Source organism: Bythopirellula goksoeyrii (assembly GCF_008065115.1).
Classification (GTDB): Bacteria; Planctomycetota; Planctomycetia; order Pirellulales; family Lacipirellulaceae; genus Bythopirellula; species Bythopirellula goksoeyrii.
The window spans coordinates 1661303-1684849 of the sequence record NZ_CP042913.1; the positions used below are offsets into that span (position 1 = coordinate 1661303).

Consider the following 23547-nt stretch of genomic DNA (forward strand, 5'->3'; position numbering starts at 1 on the left):
GCGTGGCCCTCCGGCTAGAGCTCTTGTTCCTCTAAGGTGGCCGTCGCCAGATCCTTGCCGGCGAGAATCTCTTCCAGTTCTTGTGTGAGTTGCTCTTCCATATTGCCGCCGAATCCCACATGGACGACCTGCACACGACCTTCTTTGTCGATGATCACTGTCTGAGGAATGCCACTGGCCTGATAAAGACTGGCAAGCGTCGTCTCCTGATCCAAGAGTACGGGTACGTCGAGATTCTCGCTTGTGAGAAACTCTTGAATTCTCTCAGGACTTTCTCCTACGTTCACTGCATAGAAGGTGACATGCTTCTCTTTGAAATCCCTGGCTACCTTGGAGATGATTGGTAACGCATCGACACATGGTCCACACCAAGTGGCCCAGAAATCGAGGATAACGACGTCTTCTCCGGCGAACTGATCAAGTTGGACTTTCTCGCCGTTCAGATCGGTCGCGGAAAAAGCAGGGGCCTGCTCGCCAACCAAGGGATGCACCTGCGGTCTGCCCCCGAGTTGAGAGAACAACGAATCGACCTGCTCAGCCTCAGGAGGGGGAGTAAAAGCGAAATCATCATTGCCGAACTTTACGTCGGTTTTCCAATCCGTGAAGTCAAGCGTTAGCGTTGCCTTCATGTCCTTGGGAAGGCCCATATTCTGGTAGGACGGATCCGAGAAGTCGGGGTGCATAGTAAATCGACGCACCAATGGACTGGGACCAATCTCAACCGCCAGCTCCCATTGCGTGCCGTTCTCTTGTTCGAATTTGGCAACGCGACAGGTTGTGCCATCTATGACCTGGTTTTCAACGAATTCTGAATTCTTCACTCCTTCGAGCATCCAATTCTTCAGTCCTTCGCCCATGAACACTTTTGCGAGGCCGCCCGCACCTAGCGTCATAAATCCCTGACCGGTTCCGGAGATCCCTTCAGGAACCCACTCCGCAGTCAGTGGCTCGATGGAGTACTTCTGTAACATGGGTGCATAGGTAGTGAGTTCGCTACCGTCTGAAAAGGTAGATCCTCCCATTATTCCCGACTCGAGAGCGATGGACCAGCGATCGGGCTTCTCGATCTTTACGTCGTATACAGAATCTGCATTTTGCTCGTTACCTTGAGCCATGATTTCCAAGGCTGAATCAAGGCGAAAGCTATAGGCCTTCATGCCTTGTAGCGAGGCTTGTACATTCGCAACGAGTTCTTCTGGCGAAGTGGCAGAACTTGCGTCGAGCGATTTTTGCTTAGCATTGCAACTCGTGAGAGTCAGGCACAATCCCACAAGAAGAATCGACCACCAAGTGCGCAGAAACATGAGTTAGCCTCGCGATTTTCCTTTGAGGATTTGAAGAGAATCGGAACTGCGAGAAGTCTTCTCTCTTCGCAGTTGCTAATTTAAAACTAATTCAGCCCGACTTAGGCCAGCAAACGGTTCACACTCTGGATCAGACGATCCATAGGAAACGGCTTCCGTACATAGTCGTCGACACCGAGCATCTCAGCATAGGCTTTGTGCCGAGCACCTTCGTTGGCGGTGATCATGATAATGCGGTGTCGCTTCTCGCCCATGCGTTTCAAGCGTTCGAGCACCAAGAAACCGCTCCGTTTGGGCATCATCATGTCGAGGATAATCAGGTCGGGCGACTCGCGCTCAATAAGTGCAAGGCCCTGATTGCCATCACGGGCAACTAGGACATCGTAGTCGTGTGCTTCGAGAGCCAATCTCAGAGACTCGATGATCTCAGCATCATCGTCTACGAGCAAGATTCGTTTGTTTTCACTTGTTTCAGCCATTGCACAATTCTTGAGAATTAATATGGTGATTCCAACCTGACAAACTCAGTGCGAGTCGATCCCAGAGATTGGAAAAGGTAGTTGAGCATTTTTCTCTACAATCCTTCCAAAGTAGCAATTAGCATGAGAAATACAAGGGTCGGCTAGTACCCTCTCATTGGCTGGACATACCTTCTGGGGAATCGCAGATGCCTCTTTTCGCACAGTTTATGGCAACCTTGGCGATGGGCAAGGGACCCTGCTAGGCTGGTGTTTCTTGAAGAGACCCCTAGTACCAATGAGAAGAAACTTGGCCATGCCTTCCCAGCCCAAAACTGAGCATCAATTCTCTCAGGTCCCCTATCTCCCCCGCGATCCGAAGAAATACTCTCCCCAAATTGCTCTGGTTGGGTGTGGGGGGATTACCGAGCATCACCTGACTGCCTATCGAGACGCTGGTTATCACGTAACGGCTCTCTGTGACGTAAATCGAGAAAACGCCGAAAAACGTCGCCTTGCGTTTTATCCGGAAGCCCAGGTATTTACGGACTACCGCAAAGTACTGAAACTCCCTGATATAGAAGTCGTTGACGTTACTACCCATCCTGACATACGTCCGCCAATCATCGAGGATTGTCTGAAAGCGGGAAAGCATGTCTTGAGCCAAAAGCCGTTTGTGCTCGATCTCGACATAGGAGAACAACTTGCCGACCTGGCCGACAAGTCAGGAGTACTCCTGGCCGTGAACCAAAATGGTCGTTGGGCGCCTCATTTCAGTTACTTGCGCGAAGTGGCCCACTCGGGACTTATCGGCGAAATTGCGGGAGTTCACTGCGGTGTGCACTGGGATCATAGCTGGGTCCAAGGGACTGCCTTTGAGAATGTCGAACAGTTGATCCTCTACGACTTCGCGATCCACTGGTTCGATTTCTTGACTGCCGTCATGGGGGACAGAATTCCCGAAAGGGTCTACGCATCGACCGCCAGTACAGGGTCACAACAAATTAAGCCCGCATTGCTGGGACAGGCACTTATCGAATACGAACACTCCCAGGCTACTTTAGTGTTCGACGCTCATGTTCCCAGTGGGGGCTGGGACCGAACGCTGATCTCCGGTAGCCGTGGGCTGATCCGGTCCGCCGGGATTAATCTTGCTGGGCAGAAGATAGAGATCATCACAGACGAAGGAATCATCTCCCCGAAGATCCAGGGTACTTGGTTCCCTGATGGATTTCACGGCACGATGGGTGAGCTGCTCTGTGCGATCGAGGAAAACAGACAGCCCTCGCATAATGCGCGAAATAATCTGCGAAGTTTGGAGCTTTGCTTTGCTGCAGTGGCTAGCTCACTAAGTCATGAGCCAGTCGTACCAGGGACGGTGCGGAAACTCTTGTAGAGAATGGATTCCACTACGCCGCCAGCAAATCGCCGCGAGTGCCGAAGAGGGCATCATTAATCGCAGAAGCGATTTCCGCAGAAGCATGGGGTCGTGCCATGGTACGCATGTTTGCTGCCATGGTCTTGCGTAAGGTTTCGTCGGTCATGAGTGGAGTTAGCTCTCGGGCGATTGCCTTGTCGAGCGATCCTGCCTGAGACTTTTCATCAACGAGTCGGCACGTCTTGGCAGCGACATACACCTTGGCGTTGGCAAGCTGCTGATCGTCTCGTGCATGGGCATAGGGTACCAATACTGCCGGAACACCTGCCAAGGCCAATTCTGCCAAGGTAGTTCCTCCTGAGCGACAGACAGCCAGATCGCTTGCAAACAGTACCGATGCGATTTCATCGATATAGGTAACGGCCAAGGCATCGATGCCGACTTTTCGATAGCGACTTTCCGTTTCCTGGAGTTGGCCTTCCCCTGTCTGGTGAACGATTTGCCAGCCACCGAGACATTCTTTGAGCTGGGCAAGGGCAAATGGCATGGACTCATTCAATGAGCGCGCTCCTCCGGCGCCACCCAAGATCACCATACGCTTTTGCCCATCCTGTCCAAGGCGAGCAAAGGGGACCGTCGGTGAGTCGACATTCTGCGATCTCAAGGCGGCGAGCTGTTGGAACAGTTGATCGAAAGCCGGTCGAGCAGGGTTGCCGGTCACCTTAACGGGAGCTTGAAAGTGCAGGTGAGGTCGCACTTCTTCAAAAGCGGCACAAACCATCGACGCGGCGTGTGAGAGCCAGCGCGTGGTGCGACTCGGCACGGCATTCTGCTCAAGCAAGATGAAGGGGATGCCTTTTTCTGCCGCGGCACGCACAACCGATGTACTCGTATGCCCGCCTAAGCCTACGACGAGCGAGACGCGTTGCTCACGCAATGTCCATTTGGCGGTGCAGTATCCTGCGAAATTATCGGTTACGAATCTTAGTGCTTGCAGAGGGTTCTGCGGCAACGGTTTGGAGGGAATCGTCAAGTATTGGTGGCCAGCCGATCGCACGGCATGCCTCTCTCGGCTTTTCCCTGGCCCGGCGAAAGTAATCTTCGCCTGGGGCAGCAGCTGTGCCACTTGAGCCGCCACGGCAATGCCTGGGAATAGTTGCCCGGGAGCACCTCCACCTGCAAACATGACATGAGGAGTGATGGGCATAGTCGCGCGACTCTGAAGCGAGGGGAATAAGGACGAAAGGACGTCAACAGAAAATCCGCTGAGCAGCCGGGGCGACGCAAGCGTCACCCCGGCGCTCAGACATAAGCTTCATCGTGAAGCACCTGTCAGGCAGCTGACCCAGAAGCTGCCCCAGACAGGTTAAAATGCTCCGACCCCAGGGAGGGCAGTTTGTCAGACCCCGCAATCCAACAAACTAACGATGAAGCTTCAACATTAATCATTCGTATCCTAGTAAACTCTCAGGCGGCAGCCGAATGCGATTCCGAGGCTCGCCGGTCGAGCAAGTCCACCAATTGGTCACAGGCATGCTGCTCTGCCCCGAGCAGCAAGACCGTGTCACCAGGCAAAAGTCGGTTCGCGAGTAACTCGCAGGCAGCTTTGCTGTCTTGGCACACCACCACATTGGCGAGATCGAGACCCGAGTCTCGAGCACCGATGGCCACTTCGCGCCCCGATGTCCCACAGCTAATGACAATCGTTCCACAGCCTTCGGCTACGATCGCTTGACCTAGTTGGCGACCCGCGGAAAGCCGTGAGGTATCACACATGACGATGCGACGACCGGTAGCTCTAAATCCTCGCAGTAGCTCGAGAGCATCGGTCATACCCATATGCGTGACATTCCCAGCACAAATCAGTGAGATTCCTTGGGCGACACGTACTTCCATCGCTTCGCGAGGAATACGCATGTGAGTAACTTTCGTGGGAGGGGCTGGTTCTAACATGAGAGTGTCGGTCCATTCCATGTGATTCTAGGGTCCTGTCTCGTCGTGCGGTGTGACTTATCGGGGTACTTTTGAATTTCAGTGGGCAGTATCTATCCAACTAAGCGAAGAGGTGCTTGCTCAGTGCGGGCATACAACAATTTACGAGTAGTGGCTGCGTCGCCTTGTTCTGTGTTCACTGCGAAGGAGCCATAAGCTCGTTGGGGTTCCCAGCGACTTCCGGCAATCACGACAACATCGCCAGGTTGAGCAACTGACAAGGCACATGCGATGGCTCGACGGCGGTCATCCACGACCTCCACTCGGGCACGTTGGTGACTATCGCCAACACTCAGTTCTTCAGCCGGGAATGGGCGAGCAACAATTGCCACATCTGCCATTCGAGTGACCACGTGGGCAATAGCTAGTTGCTCGGAGTAGGTTGCATTTCTCGGATCGCCAAGAACACAGATGACTTGGCCCGTACTTAAATGGCGGGCAGACCGCAGACTTGCCCGCAAGGACTCAGCCGTGTCGGCAGCGTCCACGAAAACGGGAAATCCCTGTCCGCAGTCAACACGTTCCATTCGGCCCGGTAGGCTTTCTACAGCTTCGATGCCGGCAGCAATCGTTTGCAGGTCCACGCCATAAGAAAGGGCAATGGTTGCAGCAGCCAAGCAATTGGAAAGGTGATGCTCACCAATCATCGTAGTCCGAAGTGCCGCTGACTGGTTGCCAGCCGAGATCGTAAATTCTTGCTCATTACTATGTTCGACAATCAACTCTCCAGAAACCTCTGCTTGATCCTTGGCTCCAAAGGTCAATGCAGGGCCATCAATGTGGGAAAGCCACTTGATGCTCACAGGATCGTCGGCGTTGAGCGTGACCATGCCGTCTGGCGAGAGGTGTTTGAGGATGCTTTTCTTAAGGTTGCGGTAGCTCTGCACGGAGTTATGCAGGTCTAGATGGGCATCGGAAACATTGGTTACACAGATGCTGTCAAACTCAACGCCGGCATAGGATGCCTGTCCCAGTGCTTCACTGCTTACTTCGACGAAGGCGTGTGTACAGCCGACAGCAACCATTCGCTCTAGTCGCGTAGCCAACTCCGCTGCCACTGGGACTTCGATTCCGGCCGAGTGCGACATGCCATCATAGCACCCAAGGCCACTGATTTTTCCGCAATGCTTGCCTGCCATGGCGAAAATGGAATCCAGCAGTGCGATGACGGTCGACTTGCCATGCGTGCCGGTAACGGCGACGACCGAAATTGACTGGCTAGGGTAACTCGCCAGTGCCTGGCACAGCTTGCCATAGGCAACTCGGCTGTCACTCACGAGATACGTAGGGATATCGAAAACGGGGACGGGCTCTTCGCAGATCACTGCGATTGCACCGCGAGCAACTGCTTCGTGCACACAGAGATGACCGTTTTCTTCGTTACCAGCCAGTTCGGGTAGAGCGATAAAGACATCGCCAGGCTGGACTTGTTGCCAATCACTCGTGCAAGAAGTGGCCAGTACGTTTTCTGACCCTGTACGGGTGGCATCGGGAAGCAATCGATTCAAATCGACGCTGCCGTTTTCGTTGACAGGTTGCAATCTTATCGCGTTCATCATACCAGGCCTCCTTGCCTGAGAGCCGACGCCACTGCGGGGGCGATGGGTCTGCTCTGACGAGCTCGCCGCGAAGAAATCCATTCCTTCGCGCTGGTCCTTGGCTAACTGCGATTCCTCGCCGGCGAGTTCCTCCTGGGTGAGTTCTCCTGCCAAGGCCCTGCGGATTGTGTCAATTTGCCAAGTCCTGTCAAGGCGACTTCCAGGCTCGTTGAGATCCCCACGCTATCGTGCGCTGCTCTCTCTGTATTTCTCGTTGATTCTTATCACAATCCAGCTAGACAACACGGCCCAAAGAGGCAGACAATGTTAGTCGGTGTTGCTCTTGCTAGCACAAGGAAATCAATCGTGGCCGAAGAAGACTTTGATATATCATCGCTTGCAGCCTACCTACACATGCTGCCGGCGCAAATTATTCGACTTGCCGAACGTGGGAAGATTCCTGCACGTCGTGTAGGGGGCGATTGGCGTTTTTCAGCGCATGAAGTGCATCTCTGGCTGGAGGATCGCATTGGTCTCTCCGACGATTCGGAATTGGCCCAGATGGAAACGAATCTGGAACGAACTACGAAAGAGACCAATGGCGAGATTTCCATCGCTGAACTGCTGCCCGAGGATGCGATTGCCATTCCGCTGGCGGCACGCACACGTGGGAGCGTCATCTCCGCGATGGCCGACTTGGCTTGCAATACGGGACTGCTTTGGGATCCGGCTAAAATGGCCGACGCCGTCGCCGCGCGGGAAGACATGCATCCCACGGCACTCGACATTGGCGTGGCGCTACTGCATCCACGTCGTCCCCAATCGTCGATCCTGGGTGGTTCGATCTTGGCACTCGGCATTACGAGCCAGGGAATACCTTTTGGCGGGACAAGTGGTTTGACCGATGTGTTTTTCCTGATTTGTGCTACAGACGACCATGAGCACTTGCGGATTCTGGCCCGCCTGAGTCGCATGATCACCGATGCCGACTGGCTGGCCGAGTTACGTGAAGCTACCGATTCCAAGAACGCCCATAGCCTGATCGCCACAAGAGACGCTTCGCTTAGTACCTAATTCAACCCTAACTTGTGTAAGAATTGAAACGCAGAGTACGCTGAGGCGCAGAGAGCATTCGCAATTCTCCTTTCTCTGCGAATCTTTGCGCCTCAGCGTACTCTGCGTTAAATAGAGAACTCTCAGAATGAATGCTCCTTCATATTCCTATCAATGTGATGATTCCGTAGGAAACAAATCTACGGTTGGAGTCTTGCTTGTCGGGCCCTGGAAAAATGGTGAGTTTGCTGAAATCTTATCTCCCCTTTCCATGAGTGCCGATTGGCAACGGACCGCATCCTGCGAGGAGGCCGCAGCACTTCTCCAGGAAACGGAGTTTGCTCCGGAGTTGATCCTGCTTGCTTGCCCGTTGCCGGATACCTATTTGGATGCTGATGTTGAGCAACTCCTGCTAGCAGCACCGCTGGCCAGATTGGTCGTGGTCGCGGGAACCTGGTGCGAAGGGGAATTGAGGACAGGCACGCCGCTTTCCGGAGTCTTGCGCCTCTATTGGTATGAATTTCCTGGCTGGTGGACGTCGGCGATCAATACGCTCGGACATGGCGGTTGTCCTCCGTGGTCGCAGCCCTTGGATGGCCCGCACTCAGGTCGGTGTCTGGATACAATCCAAGCGGAGCTGACAGGAGTCGTTGCCATCGATTGCAAGCTGATTTCAACCTTCGACGCGCTAGCCGGCGCGTTGGGTCCCTATAAAGCAGAATGCCACTGGGCACGACGAGGCCAGTTTGAACAACTCCCTTCGCAAGTAACCGCCGGCATTTGGGACGGCGGACAGTTGGAGCCTCTTGAATTGGAACGCCTGCGGATTTTCGCTCAGGAGATCTGCAAGCGAGGCGGCAGAGTGATCGCCCTGCTGGATTTTCCGCGGCAGGAACATCTGGCAATGGTACGCGATGCTGGCGGCAGTGCTGTCATGGGCAAGCCCTATGTGGTTGAAGAATTGGTGAGCCGTTTACTCTCCCTTCAGTAGCATCTGGGGATTGCAATCCCCAGGCGTTGGCAAGTGTTGGAGATTCATTGCCATTCTTCCAACTCCGTCCGCATGATCTCACGGCTCCAGTTTGCCTCATGCACGGGCCAGCAGCGGATATCGCTGAGACCTTCCGGTAGCTCATTCTGATCTAGGCGGCTTGCTTGGCACTGCTGGTGAGTCACTTGCCACGCCTTATGCTCTGCGTCGGTCAGCGGTCGCGGTCTATGCATGAGGTTGCTTCGTCGCCAGATGAGCTTGCCTTGGTCGAAGAGTGAAATGATCACGGCTGGCGACATCTGCAACATGCGCCGAGCGATAAGTTCGTGACTAGCAGTGTCGAATCGCGATTTTAAGTCCAGCAAATCCCAGTCAACTTGGTCGCCATTGGCTTGAAACCAATTGCCCGGAAGTAGCAAGGCACCAGCCAACTGGTTGGCCATCTGCTCACGTGCAGAGAGTTGGATATCAACAAGTGGCACGCCGAGCTCAGCGAAAACACGCCGTGTGGCAAATTCGCCGATCTCATGTGCGACGGCCCACTGACGGCGTTCGCTTCGCACCTCGTCGGCCAGCAGAATTGTTCCAGCGCTGTGAGGTGACAACCGAACAAATCTGGCCCGCACCTCCGATGGGCCATCCTGAGCGACCGTCAAACCCAGTCGCCTGGCCAACTCAATCGCATCGACAGGTGGTTGTTCGATTCCCGCTTCGGCCAGAAGTTCTCTGGCACATTGCTCGATGGTGGTTTGAATTTGTTCTGGAGGGATTTCGAGAAGCATGGGAACTGCCAGGGGTAGATAGTGTACATGCGTATCTTAGCTGTGGTGGATGGCTTTGCAAGTACGTTGTTAAGTATTCGACGATTTTCTGTTGACCACGGTTGCTTTTCGTGCCTCATCTGACCAAACCACTCGCCAACGCACCTGTCGAACTAAACTGCTACTTTTTCTCCCCGGATGACGACGACCTCGACGTCCTCAATGACAACTACGGCATGATTGGGTCAACCTGAGCGGATGGCTATCTTGACGGCCACGGAGAGGTTGCTGATTCGGATCTCGATCTGGCGTTTGCCCAGTATGGGCTGTGGCTGGATATGGTGGCGTAGCGGGACGCATGTTGGGGGTGGAAGTGGAAAACGCGCTTCGCTCTCGCCGAGCAGGACTCGGCGGACGCGGCGCGGCTAACGACGGCTGGTTGGCGGACCTCAAATCGGATAGAATCGACCGATTCTCCCTACCCTCCCCCAAGGCTCCTTTTGTGACTACTACTTACAGCACCGATACCGACCGAGCTGGGCCGAAAGGCCGTTATGCCTTTGTGAGCTTGGGTTGTCCGAAGAATCTTGTCGATAGCGAGCGGATGCTCGGCATGTTGCAGCTTGATGGCTATCAGCTGGTCAACGAACCGCAAGGGGCCGACTTTGCGATCGTCAACACTTGTGGCTTCATCGAGCAGGCGCGGCAAGAATCGTTTGCGGTGATCGACGAGATGCTGGAGCTAAAGAAGCAGGGGCATCTTCGCGGGGTGATCGTGTCGGGTTGTCTTGCCGAGCGACAGAAGGAATCGCTGTTGGTAGACCGGCCTGGGATTGATCAACTGGTCGGTGTGTTCGGCCGCGAAGAAGTGACCAAGGTTGCAGACCGGCTGATTGGTGGACTCGCCGAACAGCGGAGTGTATTTCAGCCTGCACCGACCCATACGCTTCCCGATACCTCACGGATGCGGATTACGCCGAAGCACTTCGCCTTTTTGAAGATCTCCGAAGGCTGCGACAGGCTTTGTACTTTCTGCGCGATACCCAAGATGCGCGGCAAGCATGTCACCAAGCCGATGGAAACGGTGATCGCCGAGGCACAGGAGTTGGCTGCCGACGGTGTGCGCGAATTGGTCATCGTGGCCCAAGACACAACCTACTATGGGCGCGATCTCTATGGTGAAACACGATTGCCAGAGTTGTTGCGAGAACTGGAGAAGGTCAAGGGTCTCGATTGGATTCGGCTGATGTATTTGTATCCGATGTACTTCAGCGATGAGCTGATTGACACGATAGCCTCGAGTGAGAGGATTGTTCCCTACCTCGACATGCCGTTGCAGCATGCCAGCGACCAGATGCTCAAACGAATGCAGCGTCGGGTAACGCGGGGCGAAACAGAGACGCTACTTGGCAAGTTGCGTGAGCGGATTCCCAATCTGGCGATGCGAACGACTTTCATCACGGGGTTCCCTGGTGAGACGGATGAGCATTTTGCTGAGTTAGAAGCTTTTGTGCGAGCACAGCAATTCGAGCGGCTGGGTGTGTTCACGTATTCTTATGAACCAGACACGCCTGCGGCGAAATTGCCCGATCAATTGCCTGAAGATTTGAAGGCCGAGCGGCGCGACCATCTGATGGGCGTACAACAAGAAATCGCCTTTGCCTGGAACGATGCCCAGATTGGTAAGCAAGTCGATGTGTTGATCGATTCTGCCGTACCGGACGAACCAACCGCCTGGATTGGCCGCTCGTATGCCGATGCCCCGGACGTGGATGGCGTGGTCTATGTGACAGGGACAGGACTTTCGCCTGGCAAGCTGGTACGATGTGAGATAGTGGCTCGCCAAGAGTACGACCTGGTAGCGGTTGCTTGTGGTGAGCCTCGTTAGTCCGCGGTCCATTTCTTCCTAATTCGTAAACACCACGCCAATCCATGTCTGAACCAACGACGACGGCTTCTGCATCGGTGCTCAATGTGCCGAATCAACTTACACTGGCACGCATCGTGTTGTCACTGGCACTGTTCGGGTTCCTGATCGCGGGTTGGTACAAGGTTGCGTTGGTCTTGTTTGTCGTCACTGCGGGAACGGACTGGTTGGATGGCTATTGGGCTCGCAAGTATTCCCAGATCACTCAACTCGGTCGAGTGATGGACCCTTTTGCCGACAAGCTGTTTATCTGCGGCACATTTGTACTGCTCTCGGCCGTGCCACGGCTTACAGAGGGATTCTTGCCGTCTGGCATTCCCGCCTGGATGACCGTGGTCGTAGTGGGTCGCGAACTGTTGGTTACCTCACTTCGCGCTTTTGTTGAAGGACAGGGGGGCGACTTTTCGGCCAAGTGGATCGGTAAGTGGAAAATGGGACTTCAGTGCCTTGCTGCGATTTGGAGCATGGTGCAGCTCACTTATGTCGATCAGGCAGAGAATACTTGGCAAACCGTTCCGCCTGCGTGGATGACCCAGGGACTCACGGCGGTCGCTTGGGCTATGGTAGCGCTGACACTCTACTCGGGCGTGACTTATGTGCGAGCCGCCGCGGGGCGATTTCAGGGAAAATAATTTATCGTTGGCGCGACTCTCCGAGTCGGGTTCTTTGTTAATCCGGTTTGGAGAGTCGGACAACTGTCTACGAATCAGAAATGCCCGATGTGATGCCCACCTCAGCTCTCCTTTTCATGCTCGCTGCCACGCTGGCCAGTATTGGGGCATTACTGGTTCTATTTGAACGGCATGTTGGCGGCACACCCTTGCTGGCTTACCAACCAAGGCAACGCGTACCCTGGCAATCAGGGATCGTCATGTTGGTCATGTTGCTTACCTTCTCGGGCGTGATCTTTACGCTTAGTGGAGCAGGACAAGATCCTCATGATCTCACAGAAGCGGTGATTGATCCAGAATACGACGACCCGCAGTTAGTTGGAGAACCTGACACTGAATCCTCTCCTGTTCCAGAAGATTCTGTTGAGGAAGAAGTCAGCGCTCAGGATTTTATTCTCAACAGTTTGGGAACCACCGTGTTCTTGATACTTCTGGTCGTTGTGATCGGAGTTTGGTTGCATCTATCCGTCGGGGCGAATTCTATCGATCTTGGCCTCCCGCAGAGTGGCGAGCAAGTACTTCATGATATTGGCATCGGGAGCGTGGCATGCGCTGCCGCGCTGCTGCCTATCTATGTGATCCAATTGGGGCTCACGATTTTGTTGCAACCCGAGGTCGAACATCCGATAGTTGAGCAGCTTAGCGAAAGCCACTCCCCTGGAATGCTATTAGCGGGATTTTTGCTGGTTGTCGTCGCTGCCCCTTTGGGAGAAGAGTTTGTTTTTCGCTTGCTACTGCAAGGTTGGCTCGAAAGGTGGGAAGATGAAATGGTTGGCTTCACTGGGAGCGACCGTCGATCTTCTGAAGAGTCGTCGGAATTAGATGGTGAGGTGCCAGCAGCGATCGAAGAATCTATCGTTGGAGTCGACGACGGGCAGCCCCTAACCTTTCCTGCCGAGCACCTTCCCCTGCCACGTCAAGGCGTCTTGGCGACGCTTCCGCATGGGTGGGTGCCGATTCTAATTAGTGGAATCCTGTTCGGACTCGCTCACTTGGGGCATGGAGTTTCTCCTGTGCCACTGGTGTTGTTCGGCATCGTGCTAGGATACCTCTATCAAAGGACCCATCGGTTAGTACCATCGATTGCGGCCCACGCCCTGTTCAATGCTTATTCAATGATCATGCTGTGGCTGCAGTTGGGAGATTGATTCCCCATTTCCACTTACGGATTTGTTTCCCTACAATTGCAGATACAAAGTCCTTCCTAGCCGCAGGTGGAAGCCCGCGGTTTTTCCAGTATAAAACGCCAGAAACCTTCCCAACGTGAACATCACCCGCAATCCTACCCGCAGTGTACGAATCGGTTCTGCAACGATCGGTGCCGAGCACCCCATCGCCGTGCAAAGCATGACAGCCACGCACACGCAGGACGTCGATGCCACGGTGGCCCAAGTGAACGCCTTGCACAATGCAGGGGCTGACGTCGTGCGGATCGCTGTCGACAATGACAAGGATGCCGCGGCGCTTGCTGAAATCCGACAGCAGACGAGTGCCAATCTCTCCGTCGACCTGCAAGAGAACTACCGGCTTGCGGAGATCGTTGCCCCGCATGTGGATAAGGTGCGATACAATCCGGGCCACTTGTACCACCACGAGCGCAGCAAGCCCTGGCAGGAAAAGGTTCGCTACTTGGCGTCCGTGTCAGCAGACAACAACTGCGCCATGCGAGTTGGTGTGAATTGTGGGAGTGTCGATCCCGACAAGCTCAACCAGTACCCGGAAGATGATTCCATCGGGCCAATGCTCGATAGTGCCCTGGAGCATTGCCGACATCTTGATGAACTTGGTTTCACCCGATACTGCGTCTCGCTCAAAGATTCTGATCCGCAGAAAGTAATCGAAGTGAACCGGCGTTTCTCCGAGTTGCGTCCCGATGTGCCTCTTCACCTGGGTGTGACCGAGGCAGGCATGCCTCCCGACGGGATCATCAAAACTCGCATCGCTTTTGAGCAACTAATCAGTCGCGGCATAGGCGACACGATTCGTGTGTCACTAACTGTTTCTAATCCCCGCAAGCCAGAAGAGATCGTCGCCGGTCGACAGATCCTGACTGACATTGCCGAAGGCCGAGTCCGCTCAGTGGTGGATTACGGACTCGACACCCTGAATATTATCAGCTGCCCTAGCTGTTCGCGGGTCGAGAACGAAGCGTTTATCGACCTGGCCGAGCAGGTGAAAGAGATGACACGTTACGCAGCGGACCATGCGATCACAATTGCCGTGATGGGTTGCCGCGTGAACGGCCCCGGCGAAACCGACGATGCCGACTTAGGCCTTTGGTGCGGGCCGAAGTTTGTCAATCTCAAGAAAGGAAGCGAATCGCTGGGGCAGTATGGTTATGACGAGATTCTGCCGCGGTTGAAACGGGAATTGGATGAGTTGATCGGCGGGAGATAGATTTAGAACTTGCTGGATAACCTGCCGGCAACATGGTATACTTTGGCTATGGAACTCCCCTCATCTCCAATAACACCAGAAACAGAATCACTCCTTCAGTTGCATGGGGGGCCCCTTTCTCTGGCGGGCAACCAAGGTAATTACGTCGTTATGCGATCCGACATATATGATGCAATGCTAGGACTCGAAACCGACGAAGAGGCTGAGACCCTGGCTTCGGTGCGTCGTGGTGTTGCCGACGTCGAAGCAGGACGCACGCACGACAGCGATTCGGTCTTCAAGAAGCTCTCTTCTAGACATGCTCCATAGAATTCGGCTGACGGACGAAGCACGACGTCAGATTGAGACGATTAGCGATTACATTGCCATCGACTCTCCTACGAATGCAAAGCGGTGGTTAGCAAATCTACAAGTACGAATCGATACCTTGAAGAATCTTCCTGAGAGTCACGCCATACTTTATCCGGCTGAAATAGCCGGAGTCGATGTTCGGCAAACCTTCTACGGTGTTTATCGTATTCTCTACTCAATTGATAAAGATATTGTGCACATACTGACAGTTCGACACGGTGCGCGCAAGCCGATCGGACCAGATGAATTGGAGGAGGGTGGTTCGAAGTAGTTTGCCTTACCGCGATCAGCGGTCGCGGCCTTCTGCGATCACTTCCGCAATACGCCCTTGCCCAAAGTCGAACTAATCTGGGGCACCGACAAGCCACGTCCCCCCAAACTAGCAGTTCCCGCGAGATCTTCGAATATCTTTTGATTCTCACCAAGATTGGCCAGCAGTTCCTGTTCCAGAGCAGATTTGGCGGCCGTGAGTTTCTCTAGTTGGCTATTCATTTTCGCTGTGGATTTTGCGAGCAGTGCCTCACCTCGTTCACGGGCCAGCTTGACCACGGCCGTGCTGATTTCGTTGGCCAATTGCTCGCCGAGAGGTGAATCGATTTTGAATTGAGGCTGTTTGAGCGTACCAGTCAGCTCCACTTCTGCGGTAACTTGCTTAATGTTGCCCAGAGCCCCTTCCAACGCGGTTGCCAGATGTCTGTTGACTCGGGGGCTGGCCAATGGCGTGAGGTGAAATTCGTGTTGGGCGAAGGCGATCTGTCCGGACAGCGTTTCACCTTCAAGTAGTAAATCAACCGAGAGATCAGCGTTGCCTGGAGCAAGTTGGATCGCGAGCTTTTCTTCGTTGCCCAAGGTGCGGCCACGGATGGGTAGTGCCGGACATGTAAAATGCATTTCTTCGCGGGGAACTTGCTCGCGATGGTCTGAGACGACGAGCAGCTTGACGGGAGTATCCCCTAGGGAAGCTAGCTCCAGACGTGCTGGTTCTGCCAGCAGGTGTGGGGCAGAGGAAACGCCACTCAGATAGCCAACAAACTGCATCGGAGTTCCCGCGACTTGGGCGGTCAATTCTATTCCAACATGCTGAATTTCAAATCGTGGTTGTGGTTTGCCAAAGGTCACCGTCGTGCCACGACCCCGCTGGGCGGCAAGCTCTTTGGCCGCGTTGCTGGGAGACTTCTTTCTAGCCCAGGCGATCCAGTCGCAAGCTTCCTGCAACTTTTCCGCAACGGACTCACCGAGCAATACTTGCGTCAGATTATCTCCATCGAGTTGTTCAAACTCGAACTGCTTTTTCAGGAAAGCTTCGTCTTGCTGTCGAGCCGTCGTGAGGGTTTGCCGATCGGCTCGTGCTTGTTCGGGTAGTTCCTTAATCTCTTGTTGCAAGGATACTAGCTCTTGTTGATTCGATTTCAACTCGGCATGAATTTCTGGTAGGCGTTGAGCGCTCCGCAAAGGATTCTTCTTGATCTCACGAAATTCTTCGGCTAGCTTTTGGCCACGTTCGCGGAGTAGTTTGGCACGGCTGCGCAAGGACTCAGATTGGTTCTTCCAGTTTTCTACGAGCTGGTCGGCGACTTGTGGTGTTTGCAACTGCTCCACGAAGTCTGTATCGAGTCGCTGACTGGCGTTTTCGAGCCAGTCGCTTGCCAGATCGCTGGCCTTGGTGACAACGGGCTCGAACAGCGGTGGTCCCTCTTCCGAGGTCGCATCTGATACCACCAACTCACCAGAAGTGCTGCGCTCCGTGTCTATTTCCAAGCCGGTAATCGCGCCATTGGTAACCACCATCCGATTGTGCAAGAGGGCCAATGAATCGAGCTGCAATACGATTTGCTCGGCTTGAAACAGATTGCGAAATTCGGACTCCGGATTGGCAACTTGCAAGTCGCGGATTTCCAGCTTTCCTGATTTGATCCAGGTCGACACTCCAGCTAGCTCAACCTTGGCACCGGTAGCTGATTGACCGCCGCTTACGATCAGCCACTCAAGCAGAGGATCACAGCCAAATCTTACCACGCTGGCCATTATTGCCAGCAGCAAGAGTCGCGGGGCCACATATTTCCAACGAATGATTTTCAACCGTCAATCCCCCATTGTGTCCCGAGTTCGGCACCTCTAAGCAACCGAACAGCACGAAATCGCAGCAGCCAACGACTCAGTCGAGCTTGTACGCGCAGAGAAAACAGGTGAGCTAAACAATAGGCAGGGTATGCCAGGTAGAGCGCGATCACCAATTGCCCCACGACGACGGTATTGTTGAGCCCGAGCCAGGGACTGATGGCGGTATCAAAGAGCGCAGTATGTAGGTTCTGGAGTGGGGGCCATGCCAAGAGGAAGGACCCAATCCGGTGAGCAAGCGGATCCAGCAGCATGCCCACGCAGGCAAACAGCCCCGCACCCATGAGGCCAGCAGGCTTATTCACGCGCAGCCCCAGCAACATCATCCCCAGCAGCACAGCCACAAAATTCCCCTTGGGCACCAGACCGATAGCCATTCCTAGCACAAAACCCCAGGCGACTTGGCCAGCAGAATCATTTGCCACCAGCGCCTGGGCAAACTGGCGAATCGGGCGTAGAAAAAATGAGAACATCGTGCTTCCGAATGCCGATAGGATTGGTCCAGTGAAGAGTTCGTACGTCTTCAACTTCATCGGCATTCCAGGATGATTTGCTCCAGAGTGTAGCACTGCTGGCACTGGATGGCCCCCTTGCCAATCAGGTCGAAGAAGGTAATCTGGAGGGTTTGGCCGGCAGAAAAGTTGGCCAAATATCGGGCTGTCGGCTGATAGCTGACAGCAAGATTGCGGCGGAGTAGCTCAGTTGGTTAGAGCAGCGGAATCATAATCCGCGTGTCGGGGGTTCAAATCCCTCCTCCGCTACTAGTGGCTGTCCCTTAGAACGGCCACTCAAGTGTGTTATCCCCTCTAAGTCGAGGAATCTATCACACGGTTAGCGGCGGTGGTGAGCTGGCGAATTCACTTAATAGATGAGGGGCGCTTTCGATGTCTCCCTCTTGGGGGAGAAATATACCGCGGACCCGTAGTCGGCGGATGACTCCTTTTTCTTGAAATTCGCCGCCGAGGAATCGTTTCATAGTCCATTTGCCTGATTTATCCCAATCAGCTTGCCAGGTTCCCAGGTCCGAGACTTGAGTTCCTTCAAGATAGCTCCACCCACCCTCTTTGCTGCGAAGCAGTATGCCGGCAAAGTCATCGCTGGTGGTTGTTTGCTCTGCATTTAATTCATTGGCAAGCATTCTGGCCTTCGTGCCGTCGCTGGGAACGAACCATGCTTCGTGGGCAGCCAGGGAGGTGACGGTCTGGGCTGTGGGATAGCTCTCCAAAAGCGAGGTCTGCAACGAGACGATGGAGTCGATCTGCACATGGTCGGTCTGGGGGACGGAAACTCGCCAATAGGCCTCCAGAGAATAGGGTTGCGATTGGTTCTCTGGGTACCTGGCTACTAAGTCCGATCCGCGTGTATATCGTTCGATGGCACTCGTGTCTGAAAACGATTTCCCATTATGCTCTCGCGAGAGGTCGATACCCAATACACTGCCGATGAGCGGAGACGAATTCCAAGTGATACGTTTCAATCCCGACGATGGACTAGACAGATCAATGTGAGCCTCAAGCAGGGCAGCCTGGACATGGGCATCGAAATCGCTGAGCTGCCACAGAGGCTCGACAGAATTTAGTTGATGAGGTTTCATTAGAGAGAACAATTGCAACTGTAATTAAAACAAGTGAGGTTTGTTGCCCTGGTTATTTCGGATCAAGAAAGGAACCTGACGGATAGAACTGAGGATACATAAAAAAACCCCGCCGAACACCGAGGTGTTGCGGCGGGGCCGGAACAGAGAAGAGGCCAAATGTTTACTTGGGGGGGATAATAGAAATTAGGCAAACACCTTCCACACTTTCGCGGTTGGGTTGACTGAAGAAACACTTGTCCTCAGTTCACTTGTTCCAACATAATCATACTCAATCAGGATTCTGTGTCCAGCTTTTTGGAGAGAATCTTTATTAGTTTTTCTTGCACGGCTGTTCAATTTTGCTACGTTCGGCCCTTATTGCCTATTCAGTAAGGTTTTACGTTAATGCAAACTGGCCACTAATTAAAACAACAGAAAGCACAATAAATGCTAGAATTGGCGAAATTACTTGATACTTGCGAAGTTGCCGCCCGTTTGGGAGCTGAGCAGTTATTGCTGTGGAGAGACCGTTTCACGGCCCGTGAGAAATCGGCTCGCGATCTTGTGACCGATGCTGATATGGCGTCTCAAGAAGCGATATACAAGGCAATTCGCGCTGTCTATCCCGACCATGGGTTCTTAGGTGAAGAAAGCCCAGATCCGTCTCAACTCGATCAGCCTTATTGTTGGGTAGTAGACCCTTTAGATGGGACAACCAATTATGTCCACGGGTTTCCGTGTTACAGTGTTTCTGTAGCGGTAGCAAAAGCTGGACAAGTGGTAGCAGGCGTAGTTTTCGACCCGCTTTCGAAGGCATGTTTCAAGGCAGCGTTGGGCCAGGGGAGTTGGCTCGGCGATGAACGAATAAGCGTTAGCAGCGCTATTCATTTGAAGGACTCACTCGTGGCAGTGAGTTTTCCTCCAGATATCCATTCCGAATCACCAGATATGCAAGCTTTTCTAAGAGTCAGCCCACTTTGCCAAGCAGTACGTCGCACTGGGTCTGCCGCTCTCAACCTTTCTTATGTTGCCTGTGGCTGGCTGGATGCCCATTGGGCAGCATCAGTCCATAGCTGGGACTCTGCAGCCGGCGTGTTGCTAGTTGCTGAAGCGGGTGGGGTAGTTGGGTCTTTTGCAGGTGGAGACTATAAACTTGCTGAGGGACACTATTGTGTTGCCAGTTCTCCCGAACTGTATGCACAAGTACAGGGCTTGCTGAATTGAGAAAGGAATCGAAGTGGGAGGTATGCCGGAAGCTTACGCATCCGGCTCGCCTCACTTAGTAACCACGATTGGGGTCGGTGAAGAAAGAGTCGGGGATCGAGCGCTCGACGATCCGCCCTAAATCATTCTGCGTGCGGCGCTGGCCAACGGTATGCCAAGCAGAGACTTCCGACAATTCGGGCATGATCTCCACGAGCTGACTTACTAACATGTCAGCCAACCGTTTGACGTTTCGATCGTGGGTTGTCTCGAGAATGGCTTTGGCGGTTTTCATTACCCGCAACATGTTTGCGCGCCTTGTGACGGGTTCAGAAAGTGGCCCATCATTGTCAACCAGTAGATCGACCAAAGGGACTTCTAAGACCTTTTGCCACTTCAGCAAATCAGAGATCCGCAGGTCGGCGTGGGGATCCTCCTGTTGGCGGATCTCATTGACGCCAATTTCCATTTTGCGCGAGATGGCTCTCACGGTCGCGCCCTGCTGCTGACAGACTTCTTGAATGCGATGGTACTTTGTTGGTACCTGGGCAGGCTTAGAATTGTTTCGAGCAATCGGTATCTCAAAACCCTTGCTGTCGTAATTGTATTCGACGGTACTCATCTTAGTGCACTCCTCCACGTGACAAACCACTTTGTCACGGTGAAAATTTGTGCTATGACGCCACGCACTTTTTTGCCGGCAGAAAGCACTGCCAAGCGATGGGGTGATAGCACGATTCTGTTCCGGGTAATGCTGGTTACATCTTCACTGTAGAAAAGTACGCAACAAACAGCCGTCATTGCTCTTATGTTACGAGATGTAGGTAAGTCACCAACCAACCAGCCGAGAGAGGTTTTGCCCGCGGTGAATGCCTAAATTTGGAAAGCTGCTTCTGTAACTCCAAGTACTGCGTAAGTGCCTCGAAGCAGGTTCCCACTGACAGGAAAAATCTTATCCTGGTCAGCCAAGAGGGTCAAGTCTTTCGAAAGTGGAATCTACGCACGACAACTCGTCTTGTTCCCGATTTCTGCGATTGCTCAGTTCCCTCTGTAACTAGAGTAGCATTCAGTGCGCGCATTTTTCAGAATTGGACATCTAGAAATCGCGCGATTGCATCGAATTGGCTACCATTCGAGTAGTGAGAGTGTGCTCGAATAAAGCAAAAAGCGCATTGCACAAATAGTTGAGCTGGATTGGCTTCTTAAGAAAGCTGTGTGAATGCTGAGAATCCAACCGGGACTTCAGCTAAAAAACTGGCAATGGGTTGGCCACTTTTTTCAGGAAGACCATTTGATCGACTCTGTTGGCCAGGTTGATGCCGTCGCCGAGGTACCAGGGGTTTATCCATTTGCATCCAACTGAATCCAACTACCTGCCGATGGGCACGCTCCATATTGTCCTGCAGGGCGCGCACGGCACTAAATCGCCGTGACCCGTGTGAATCAATACCAGCTTGAGTCTGTGCTTCACCGGACTCCACACGGCGAAGTTTTCCCTGCTCATCAAGCAAGAGGTTTCTCAACTGCACTGGATTGATGGGCGAAACTCCATCATGTAGCACAACCATATCGACTGACAGCCTATTGCGAACCAATTCCAACACAGCGGCCAGCCCGCTACGATAGGGCTGCCGGAGAACTTGAACTTGGGGGTACCTGCAAGAGATTTCACAGGCGGTTTCGAAAGTGTCGTCCGTCGAGCCGTCGTCGACGATCACCAGATCGAGGCTGAGTTTTGCATGAACCGAAATATCAAGAATTCCGTGAACCGTCTGGCGGATTTCCCGCTCGCAATTGTGCATCGGTAGGATGACTGTGAGTTGTTGGTTCAACGTGCTTACTCCCGCTCTTTGAGTAATTCAGTGAATTTCGTCCAGATGGTTTGGACGCGCCATCCTAAATCACGAGGATTCGGAAATGCCTATTATGTCCATCGGATACGATTCCCAGTGACCTGAAGGATTTGGCAATAACCTCCGATTGGTACAATGTTGCCTGGGCTACCGGTCCTGACGATTACCGCAGGATGAAGAGTTGGCTGCTGTTCAAAGCAACTGGCAGGCAGTAAGCTGACTTTCAAAGCCATGTGGCAAAGAAATAAACCCACTTAGTAGCCGCCCCCGGAAGGGGGTGGTTGACGCTCCTTGAACCACGGCCTTCCGGCGGTGGCTGTTGAGATATATACCAAAATCATGACTGCTGAAACGACAGGTACTCCTGACTTTTCTCATGGCGATGGCCTCTTGCCTGCTATTGCTCAGGATGCAGCAAGCGGGCAGGTCCTCATGCTGGGGTACATGAACCGTGAGGCGTGGCAGCAGACCCTCGCGACCGGCCAAGCGGTCTACTTCAGCCGCAGCAGGAAGAAGCTTTGGCACAAAGGAGAAGAAAGCGGCAATTTCCAGGTCGTCAAGGCGATTTACGTGGATTGCGATGCGGATACAATCTTGTTGAAAGTCGAACAGATCGGAGGTGCCGCTTGTCACGAAGGTTTTCCGAGCTGTTTTTTTCGCAAGTGGAGCGGTTCCGAATTCCTCATCGAAGGTGAGCGAGTGTTCGATCCGCAGCAGGTCTACAAAAATCCCTAACCCAGAGTAGAGAAATCGTGAGTGCAGATACCCGCCTGGAAGCCATGAAACTTGAACTTCCTCCTGCCCCCAAAGCGATGGGGCTCTATCGACCCATAATCCAAGTCGACAAACTTCTCTATCTCTCTGGTCACGGACCACTCATGCCAGATGGCAAACTGACCTGTGGTGTCGTAGGCCAAGACTTGGATCTTGCCGCAGCGCAACAGGCAGCGCGTCAGACAGGTTTGGCTGTGTTGGCAAGTCTTCAGGCACATTGCGGTAGGCTTGACCGCATAAAGCGCCTCGTCAAGACATTTGGTCTCGTGCGTTGCACACCCGAGTTTGTTGATCAGCCTGCTGTGATCAATGGGTTTAGTGAGTTGATGCGAGACGTCTTCGGAGAGCAAGCGGGGATCGCGGCCCGAAGTGCCGTGGGAGCCGCCTCGCTTCCTGCTGGAATGGCTGTGGAAATCGAAGCCATTTTTGAACTTGTCGACGATTGAGCCTGTGTAGGTTGGGTGGTGTCCACCCTACAATAGCAGTGCTAGCAACTGGGTCTCTCTTTCCCGTCCAGGGACTCTTTCATACAGTCCCCACTCTGAAGTGATAAGGCTCGGCAGAGAGAGGCAAAGAAGATGGAAAACTTTGATCCTGCGCAGGGAATCGTGCTCCACGATTCACTGCAACAATTGGTGAATGATGTTTTGGTATGGGTCGGCTTTGGGACCGTGGTGGGCCTACTTGCCAAGGGGATCATGCCTGGCCGTGACCCAGGTGGGGCCGTCGCCACGATCTTGATGGGCATCGGCGGCACCGTCATGGGCTGCGGCATTTGCAGCTACTTCAACCATGGACACCGAATCATCCCCATCAGTCCCCTGGGAATGTTCGTAGGCATCCTCGGAACCCTGGTAATTCTATTCTTCTACAAGATGCTGGGTGGCTATTACTTCGTCGAAGGGGAATACGTCACCCAGTCGCATCGTCGTCGTCGACGGGGCGGTTCCCGCCGCCGCCGTTATGACACAGTTGCATACGAAGATTGACGGCATCGCGGCTAACACCTGCAAAAGCACGCCGCCGCACAAGGCGACGGCGTGGGTGGGTCGATGGCTAACACGGTTCAGGACACTAAACACCGTCTCACACCGCCGACCACTAGAGGGCAGGGGTTAAAGAAGTTTGCGGCAATTCCATTGCGATGTGGTCAGATTGTAGACGAGGATCATGGATCACTGGACTTGAGATTTAAAACTTTG

General features: G+C 53.6%; 25 protein-coding genes and 1 tRNA gene. 15 read left to right on the forward strand and 11 right to left on the reverse strand.

Annotated features, from left to right (window positions below; all coding sequences use genetic code 11):
- Positions 1-14: 14 nt before the first annotated feature.
- Positions 15-1304, reverse strand: a complete 1290-nt coding sequence (locus Pr1d_RS06635) for a redoxin domain-containing protein (RefSeq protein ID WP_148072801.1) — start codon at positions 1302-1304, stop codon at positions 15-17.
- 101 nt (positions 1305-1405) lie between these two features.
- A complete protein-coding gene (locus Pr1d_RS06640) occupies positions 1406-1783 on the reverse strand; it encodes a response regulator transcription factor (protein WP_148072802.1) in 378 nt (125 codons plus the stop codon).
- A gap of 295 nt (positions 1784-2078) precedes the next feature.
- Between Pr1d_RS06640 and Pr1d_RS06645 the strand changes: the two genes are divergently transcribed.
- Entirely contained in the window at positions 2079-3158 is a 1080-nt protein-coding gene (locus tag Pr1d_RS06645) for a Gfo/Idh/MocA family protein (protein ID WP_168205093.1), read from the forward strand.
- 13 nt (positions 3159-3171) lie between these two features.
- On the opposite strand, the gene Pr1d_RS06650 is transcribed toward Pr1d_RS06645, so the two are convergent.
- The 3 genes from Pr1d_RS06650 to Pr1d_RS06660 all read right to left on the reverse strand — a co-directional run bounded on the left by Pr1d_RS06650 (position 3172) and on the right by Pr1d_RS06660 (position 6844).
- Positions 3172-4347: a UDP-N-acetylglucosamine--N-acetylmuramyl-(pentapeptide) pyrophosphoryl-undecaprenol N-acetylglucosamine transferase gene (locus tag Pr1d_RS06650; protein ID WP_148072804.1), complete on the reverse strand. Its 1176-nt coding sequence runs from the start codon at positions 4345-4347 to the stop codon at positions 3172-3174.
- Positions 4348-4607: 260 nt separating this feature from the next.
- Positions 4608-5093 (reverse strand): hypothetical protein, encoded by a 486-nt coding sequence (locus Pr1d_RS06655; protein WP_148072805.1) that lies wholly within the window; start codon positions 5091-5093, stop codon positions 4608-4610.
- A 92-nt stretch (positions 5094-5185) separates the two neighbouring features.
- Complete coding sequence (locus Pr1d_RS06660) at positions 5186-6844, reverse strand: Mur ligase family protein (RefSeq protein WP_148072806.1); 1659 nt, start codon at positions 6842-6844, stop codon at positions 5186-5188.
- 192 nt (positions 6845-7036) lie between these two features.
- Here Pr1d_RS06660 and Pr1d_RS06665 point away from each other — a divergent pair, with 192 nt between their 5' ends.
- Together Pr1d_RS06665 and Pr1d_RS06670 are read left to right on the forward strand one after the other, a co-directional pair.
- Complete coding sequence (locus Pr1d_RS06665) at positions 7037-7744, forward strand: PTS sugar transporter subunit IIA (RefSeq protein WP_238476648.1); 708 nt, start codon at positions 7037-7039, stop codon at positions 7742-7744.
- Positions 7745-7871: 127 nt separating this feature from the next.
- Positions 7872-8714, forward strand: coding sequence for a hypothetical protein (locus Pr1d_RS06670; RefSeq protein ID WP_148072808.1), 843 nt, complete (start codon positions 7872-7874; stop codon positions 8712-8714).
- A 44-nt stretch (positions 8715-8758) separates the two neighbouring features.
- Here Pr1d_RS06670 and Pr1d_RS06675 read toward each other — a convergent pair whose 3' ends face one another.
- Positions 8759-9496 (reverse strand): ImmA/IrrE family metallo-endopeptidase, encoded by a 738-nt coding sequence (locus tag Pr1d_RS06675; RefSeq protein WP_148072809.1) that lies wholly within the window; start codon positions 9494-9496, stop codon positions 8759-8761.
- Positions 9497-9606: 110 nt separating this feature from the next.
- Here Pr1d_RS06675 and Pr1d_RS26450 point away from each other — a divergent pair, with 110 nt between their 5' ends.
- From Pr1d_RS26450 to Pr1d_RS06700, 7 genes are all read left to right on the forward strand, one after another.
- Positions 9607-9729: a hypothetical protein gene (locus tag Pr1d_RS26450; RefSeq protein ID WP_261343807.1), complete on the forward strand. Its 123-nt coding sequence runs from the start codon at positions 9607-9609 to the stop codon at positions 9727-9729.
- A gap of 74 nt (positions 9730-9803) precedes the next feature.
- Positions 9804-11363 (forward strand): 30S ribosomal protein S12 methylthiotransferase RimO, encoded by a 1560-nt coding sequence (rimO, locus tag Pr1d_RS06680; RefSeq protein ID WP_238476649.1) that lies wholly within the window; start codon positions 9804-9806, stop codon positions 11361-11363.
- Positions 11364-11407: 44 nt separating this feature from the next.
- A complete protein-coding gene (gene pgsA, locus Pr1d_RS06685) occupies positions 11408-12034 on the forward strand; it encodes a CDP-diacylglycerol--glycerol-3-phosphate 3-phosphatidyltransferase (RefSeq protein ID WP_148072810.1) in 627 nt (208 codons plus the stop codon).
- 80 nt (positions 12035-12114) lie between these two features.
- Positions 12115-13221 (forward strand): CPBP family intramembrane glutamic endopeptidase, encoded by a 1107-nt coding sequence (locus Pr1d_RS06690; RefSeq protein ID WP_148072811.1) that lies wholly within the window; start codon positions 12115-12117, stop codon positions 13219-13221.
- Between the two features lie 115 nt (positions 13222-13336).
- Complete coding sequence (gene ispG / locus Pr1d_RS06695; RefSeq protein WP_148072812.1) at positions 13337-14470, forward strand: (E)-4-hydroxy-3-methylbut-2-enyl-diphosphate synthase; 1134 nt, start codon at positions 13337-13339, stop codon at positions 14468-14470.
- 150 nt (positions 14471-14620) lie between these two features.
- On the forward strand, positions 14621-14779 hold the full coding sequence (locus Pr1d_RS25690) for a hypothetical protein (RefSeq protein WP_168205095.1): 159 nt from the start codon (positions 14621-14623) through the stop codon (positions 14777-14779).
- Positions 14769-15092 carry a type II toxin-antitoxin system RelE/ParE family toxin gene (locus Pr1d_RS06700; protein ID WP_148072813.1) on the forward strand — a complete coding sequence of 108 codons (324 nt, stop codon included), beginning with the start codon at positions 14769-14771 and terminating at the stop codon, positions 15090-15092. The genes Pr1d_RS25690 and Pr1d_RS06700 overlap by 11 nt, the downstream gene beginning before the upstream one ends.
- 38 nt (positions 15093-15130) lie before the next feature.
- Here Pr1d_RS06700 and Pr1d_RS06705 read toward each other — a convergent pair whose 3' ends face one another.
- Together Pr1d_RS06705 and Pr1d_RS06710 are read right to left on the reverse strand one after the other, a co-directional pair.
- Positions 15131-16900 carry a TIGR03545 family protein gene (locus tag Pr1d_RS06705; protein WP_148072814.1) on the reverse strand — a complete coding sequence of 590 codons (1770 nt, stop codon included), beginning with the start codon at positions 16898-16900 and terminating at the stop codon, positions 15131-15133.
- On the reverse strand, positions 16897-17472 hold the full coding sequence (locus tag Pr1d_RS06710; protein WP_168205096.1) for a TIGR03546 family protein: 576 nt from the start codon (positions 17470-17472) through the stop codon (positions 16897-16899). Before Pr1d_RS06710 ends, Pr1d_RS06705 begins: the two co-directional genes overlap by 4 nt.
- A gap of 154 nt (positions 17473-17626) precedes the next feature.
- On the opposite strand from Pr1d_RS06710, the gene Pr1d_RS06715 reads away from it, so the two are divergent.
- Positions 17627-17700 (forward strand) — tRNA-Met (locus Pr1d_RS06715).
- A gap of 62 nt (positions 17701-17762) precedes the next feature.
- Here Pr1d_RS06715 and Pr1d_RS06720 read toward each other — a convergent pair.
- On the reverse strand, positions 17763-18533 hold the full coding sequence (locus tag Pr1d_RS06720; protein WP_148072816.1) for a hypothetical protein: 771 nt from the start codon (positions 18531-18533) through the stop codon (positions 17763-17765).
- 429 nt (positions 18534-18962) lie between these two features.
- Between Pr1d_RS06720 and Pr1d_RS06725 the strand changes: the two genes are divergently transcribed.
- Positions 18963-19739: an inositol monophosphatase family protein gene (locus tag Pr1d_RS06725; RefSeq protein WP_148072817.1), complete on the forward strand. Its 777-nt coding sequence runs from the start codon at positions 18963-18965 to the stop codon at positions 19737-19739.
- A 55-nt stretch (positions 19740-19794) separates the two neighbouring features.
- Here the strand turns inward: Pr1d_RS06725 and Pr1d_RS06730 are convergent, their stop codons facing one another.
- Both Pr1d_RS06730 and Pr1d_RS06735 read right to left on the reverse strand, forming a co-directional pair.
- Positions 19795-20340, reverse strand: a complete 546-nt coding sequence (locus Pr1d_RS06730) for a Rossmann-fold NAD(P)-binding domain-containing protein (protein ID WP_148072818.1) — start codon at positions 20338-20340, stop codon at positions 19795-19797.
- 580 nt (positions 20341-20920) lie between these two features.
- Positions 20921-21550, reverse strand: a complete 630-nt coding sequence (locus tag Pr1d_RS06735; protein WP_148072819.1) for a glycosyltransferase — start codon at positions 21548-21550, stop codon at positions 20921-20923.
- A gap of 360 nt (positions 21551-21910) precedes the next feature.
- Between Pr1d_RS06735 and hisI the strand changes: the two genes are divergently transcribed.
- From hisI to Pr1d_RS06750, 3 genes are all read left to right on the forward strand, one after another.
- Positions 21911-22306: a phosphoribosyl-AMP cyclohydrolase gene (gene hisI / locus Pr1d_RS06740; protein ID WP_148072820.1), complete on the forward strand. Its 396-nt coding sequence runs from the start codon at positions 21911-21913 to the stop codon at positions 22304-22306.
- A 17-nt stretch (positions 22307-22323) separates the two neighbouring features.
- Entirely contained in the window at positions 22324-22791 is a 468-nt protein-coding gene (locus Pr1d_RS06745) for a RidA family protein (protein WP_148072821.1), read from the forward strand.
- A 132-nt stretch (positions 22792-22923) separates the two neighbouring features.
- A complete protein-coding gene (locus Pr1d_RS06750; protein ID WP_148072822.1) occupies positions 22924-23334 on the forward strand; it encodes a GlsB/YeaQ/YmgE family stress response membrane protein in 411 nt (136 codons plus the stop codon).
- Positions 23335-23547 lie beyond the last annotated feature (213 nt).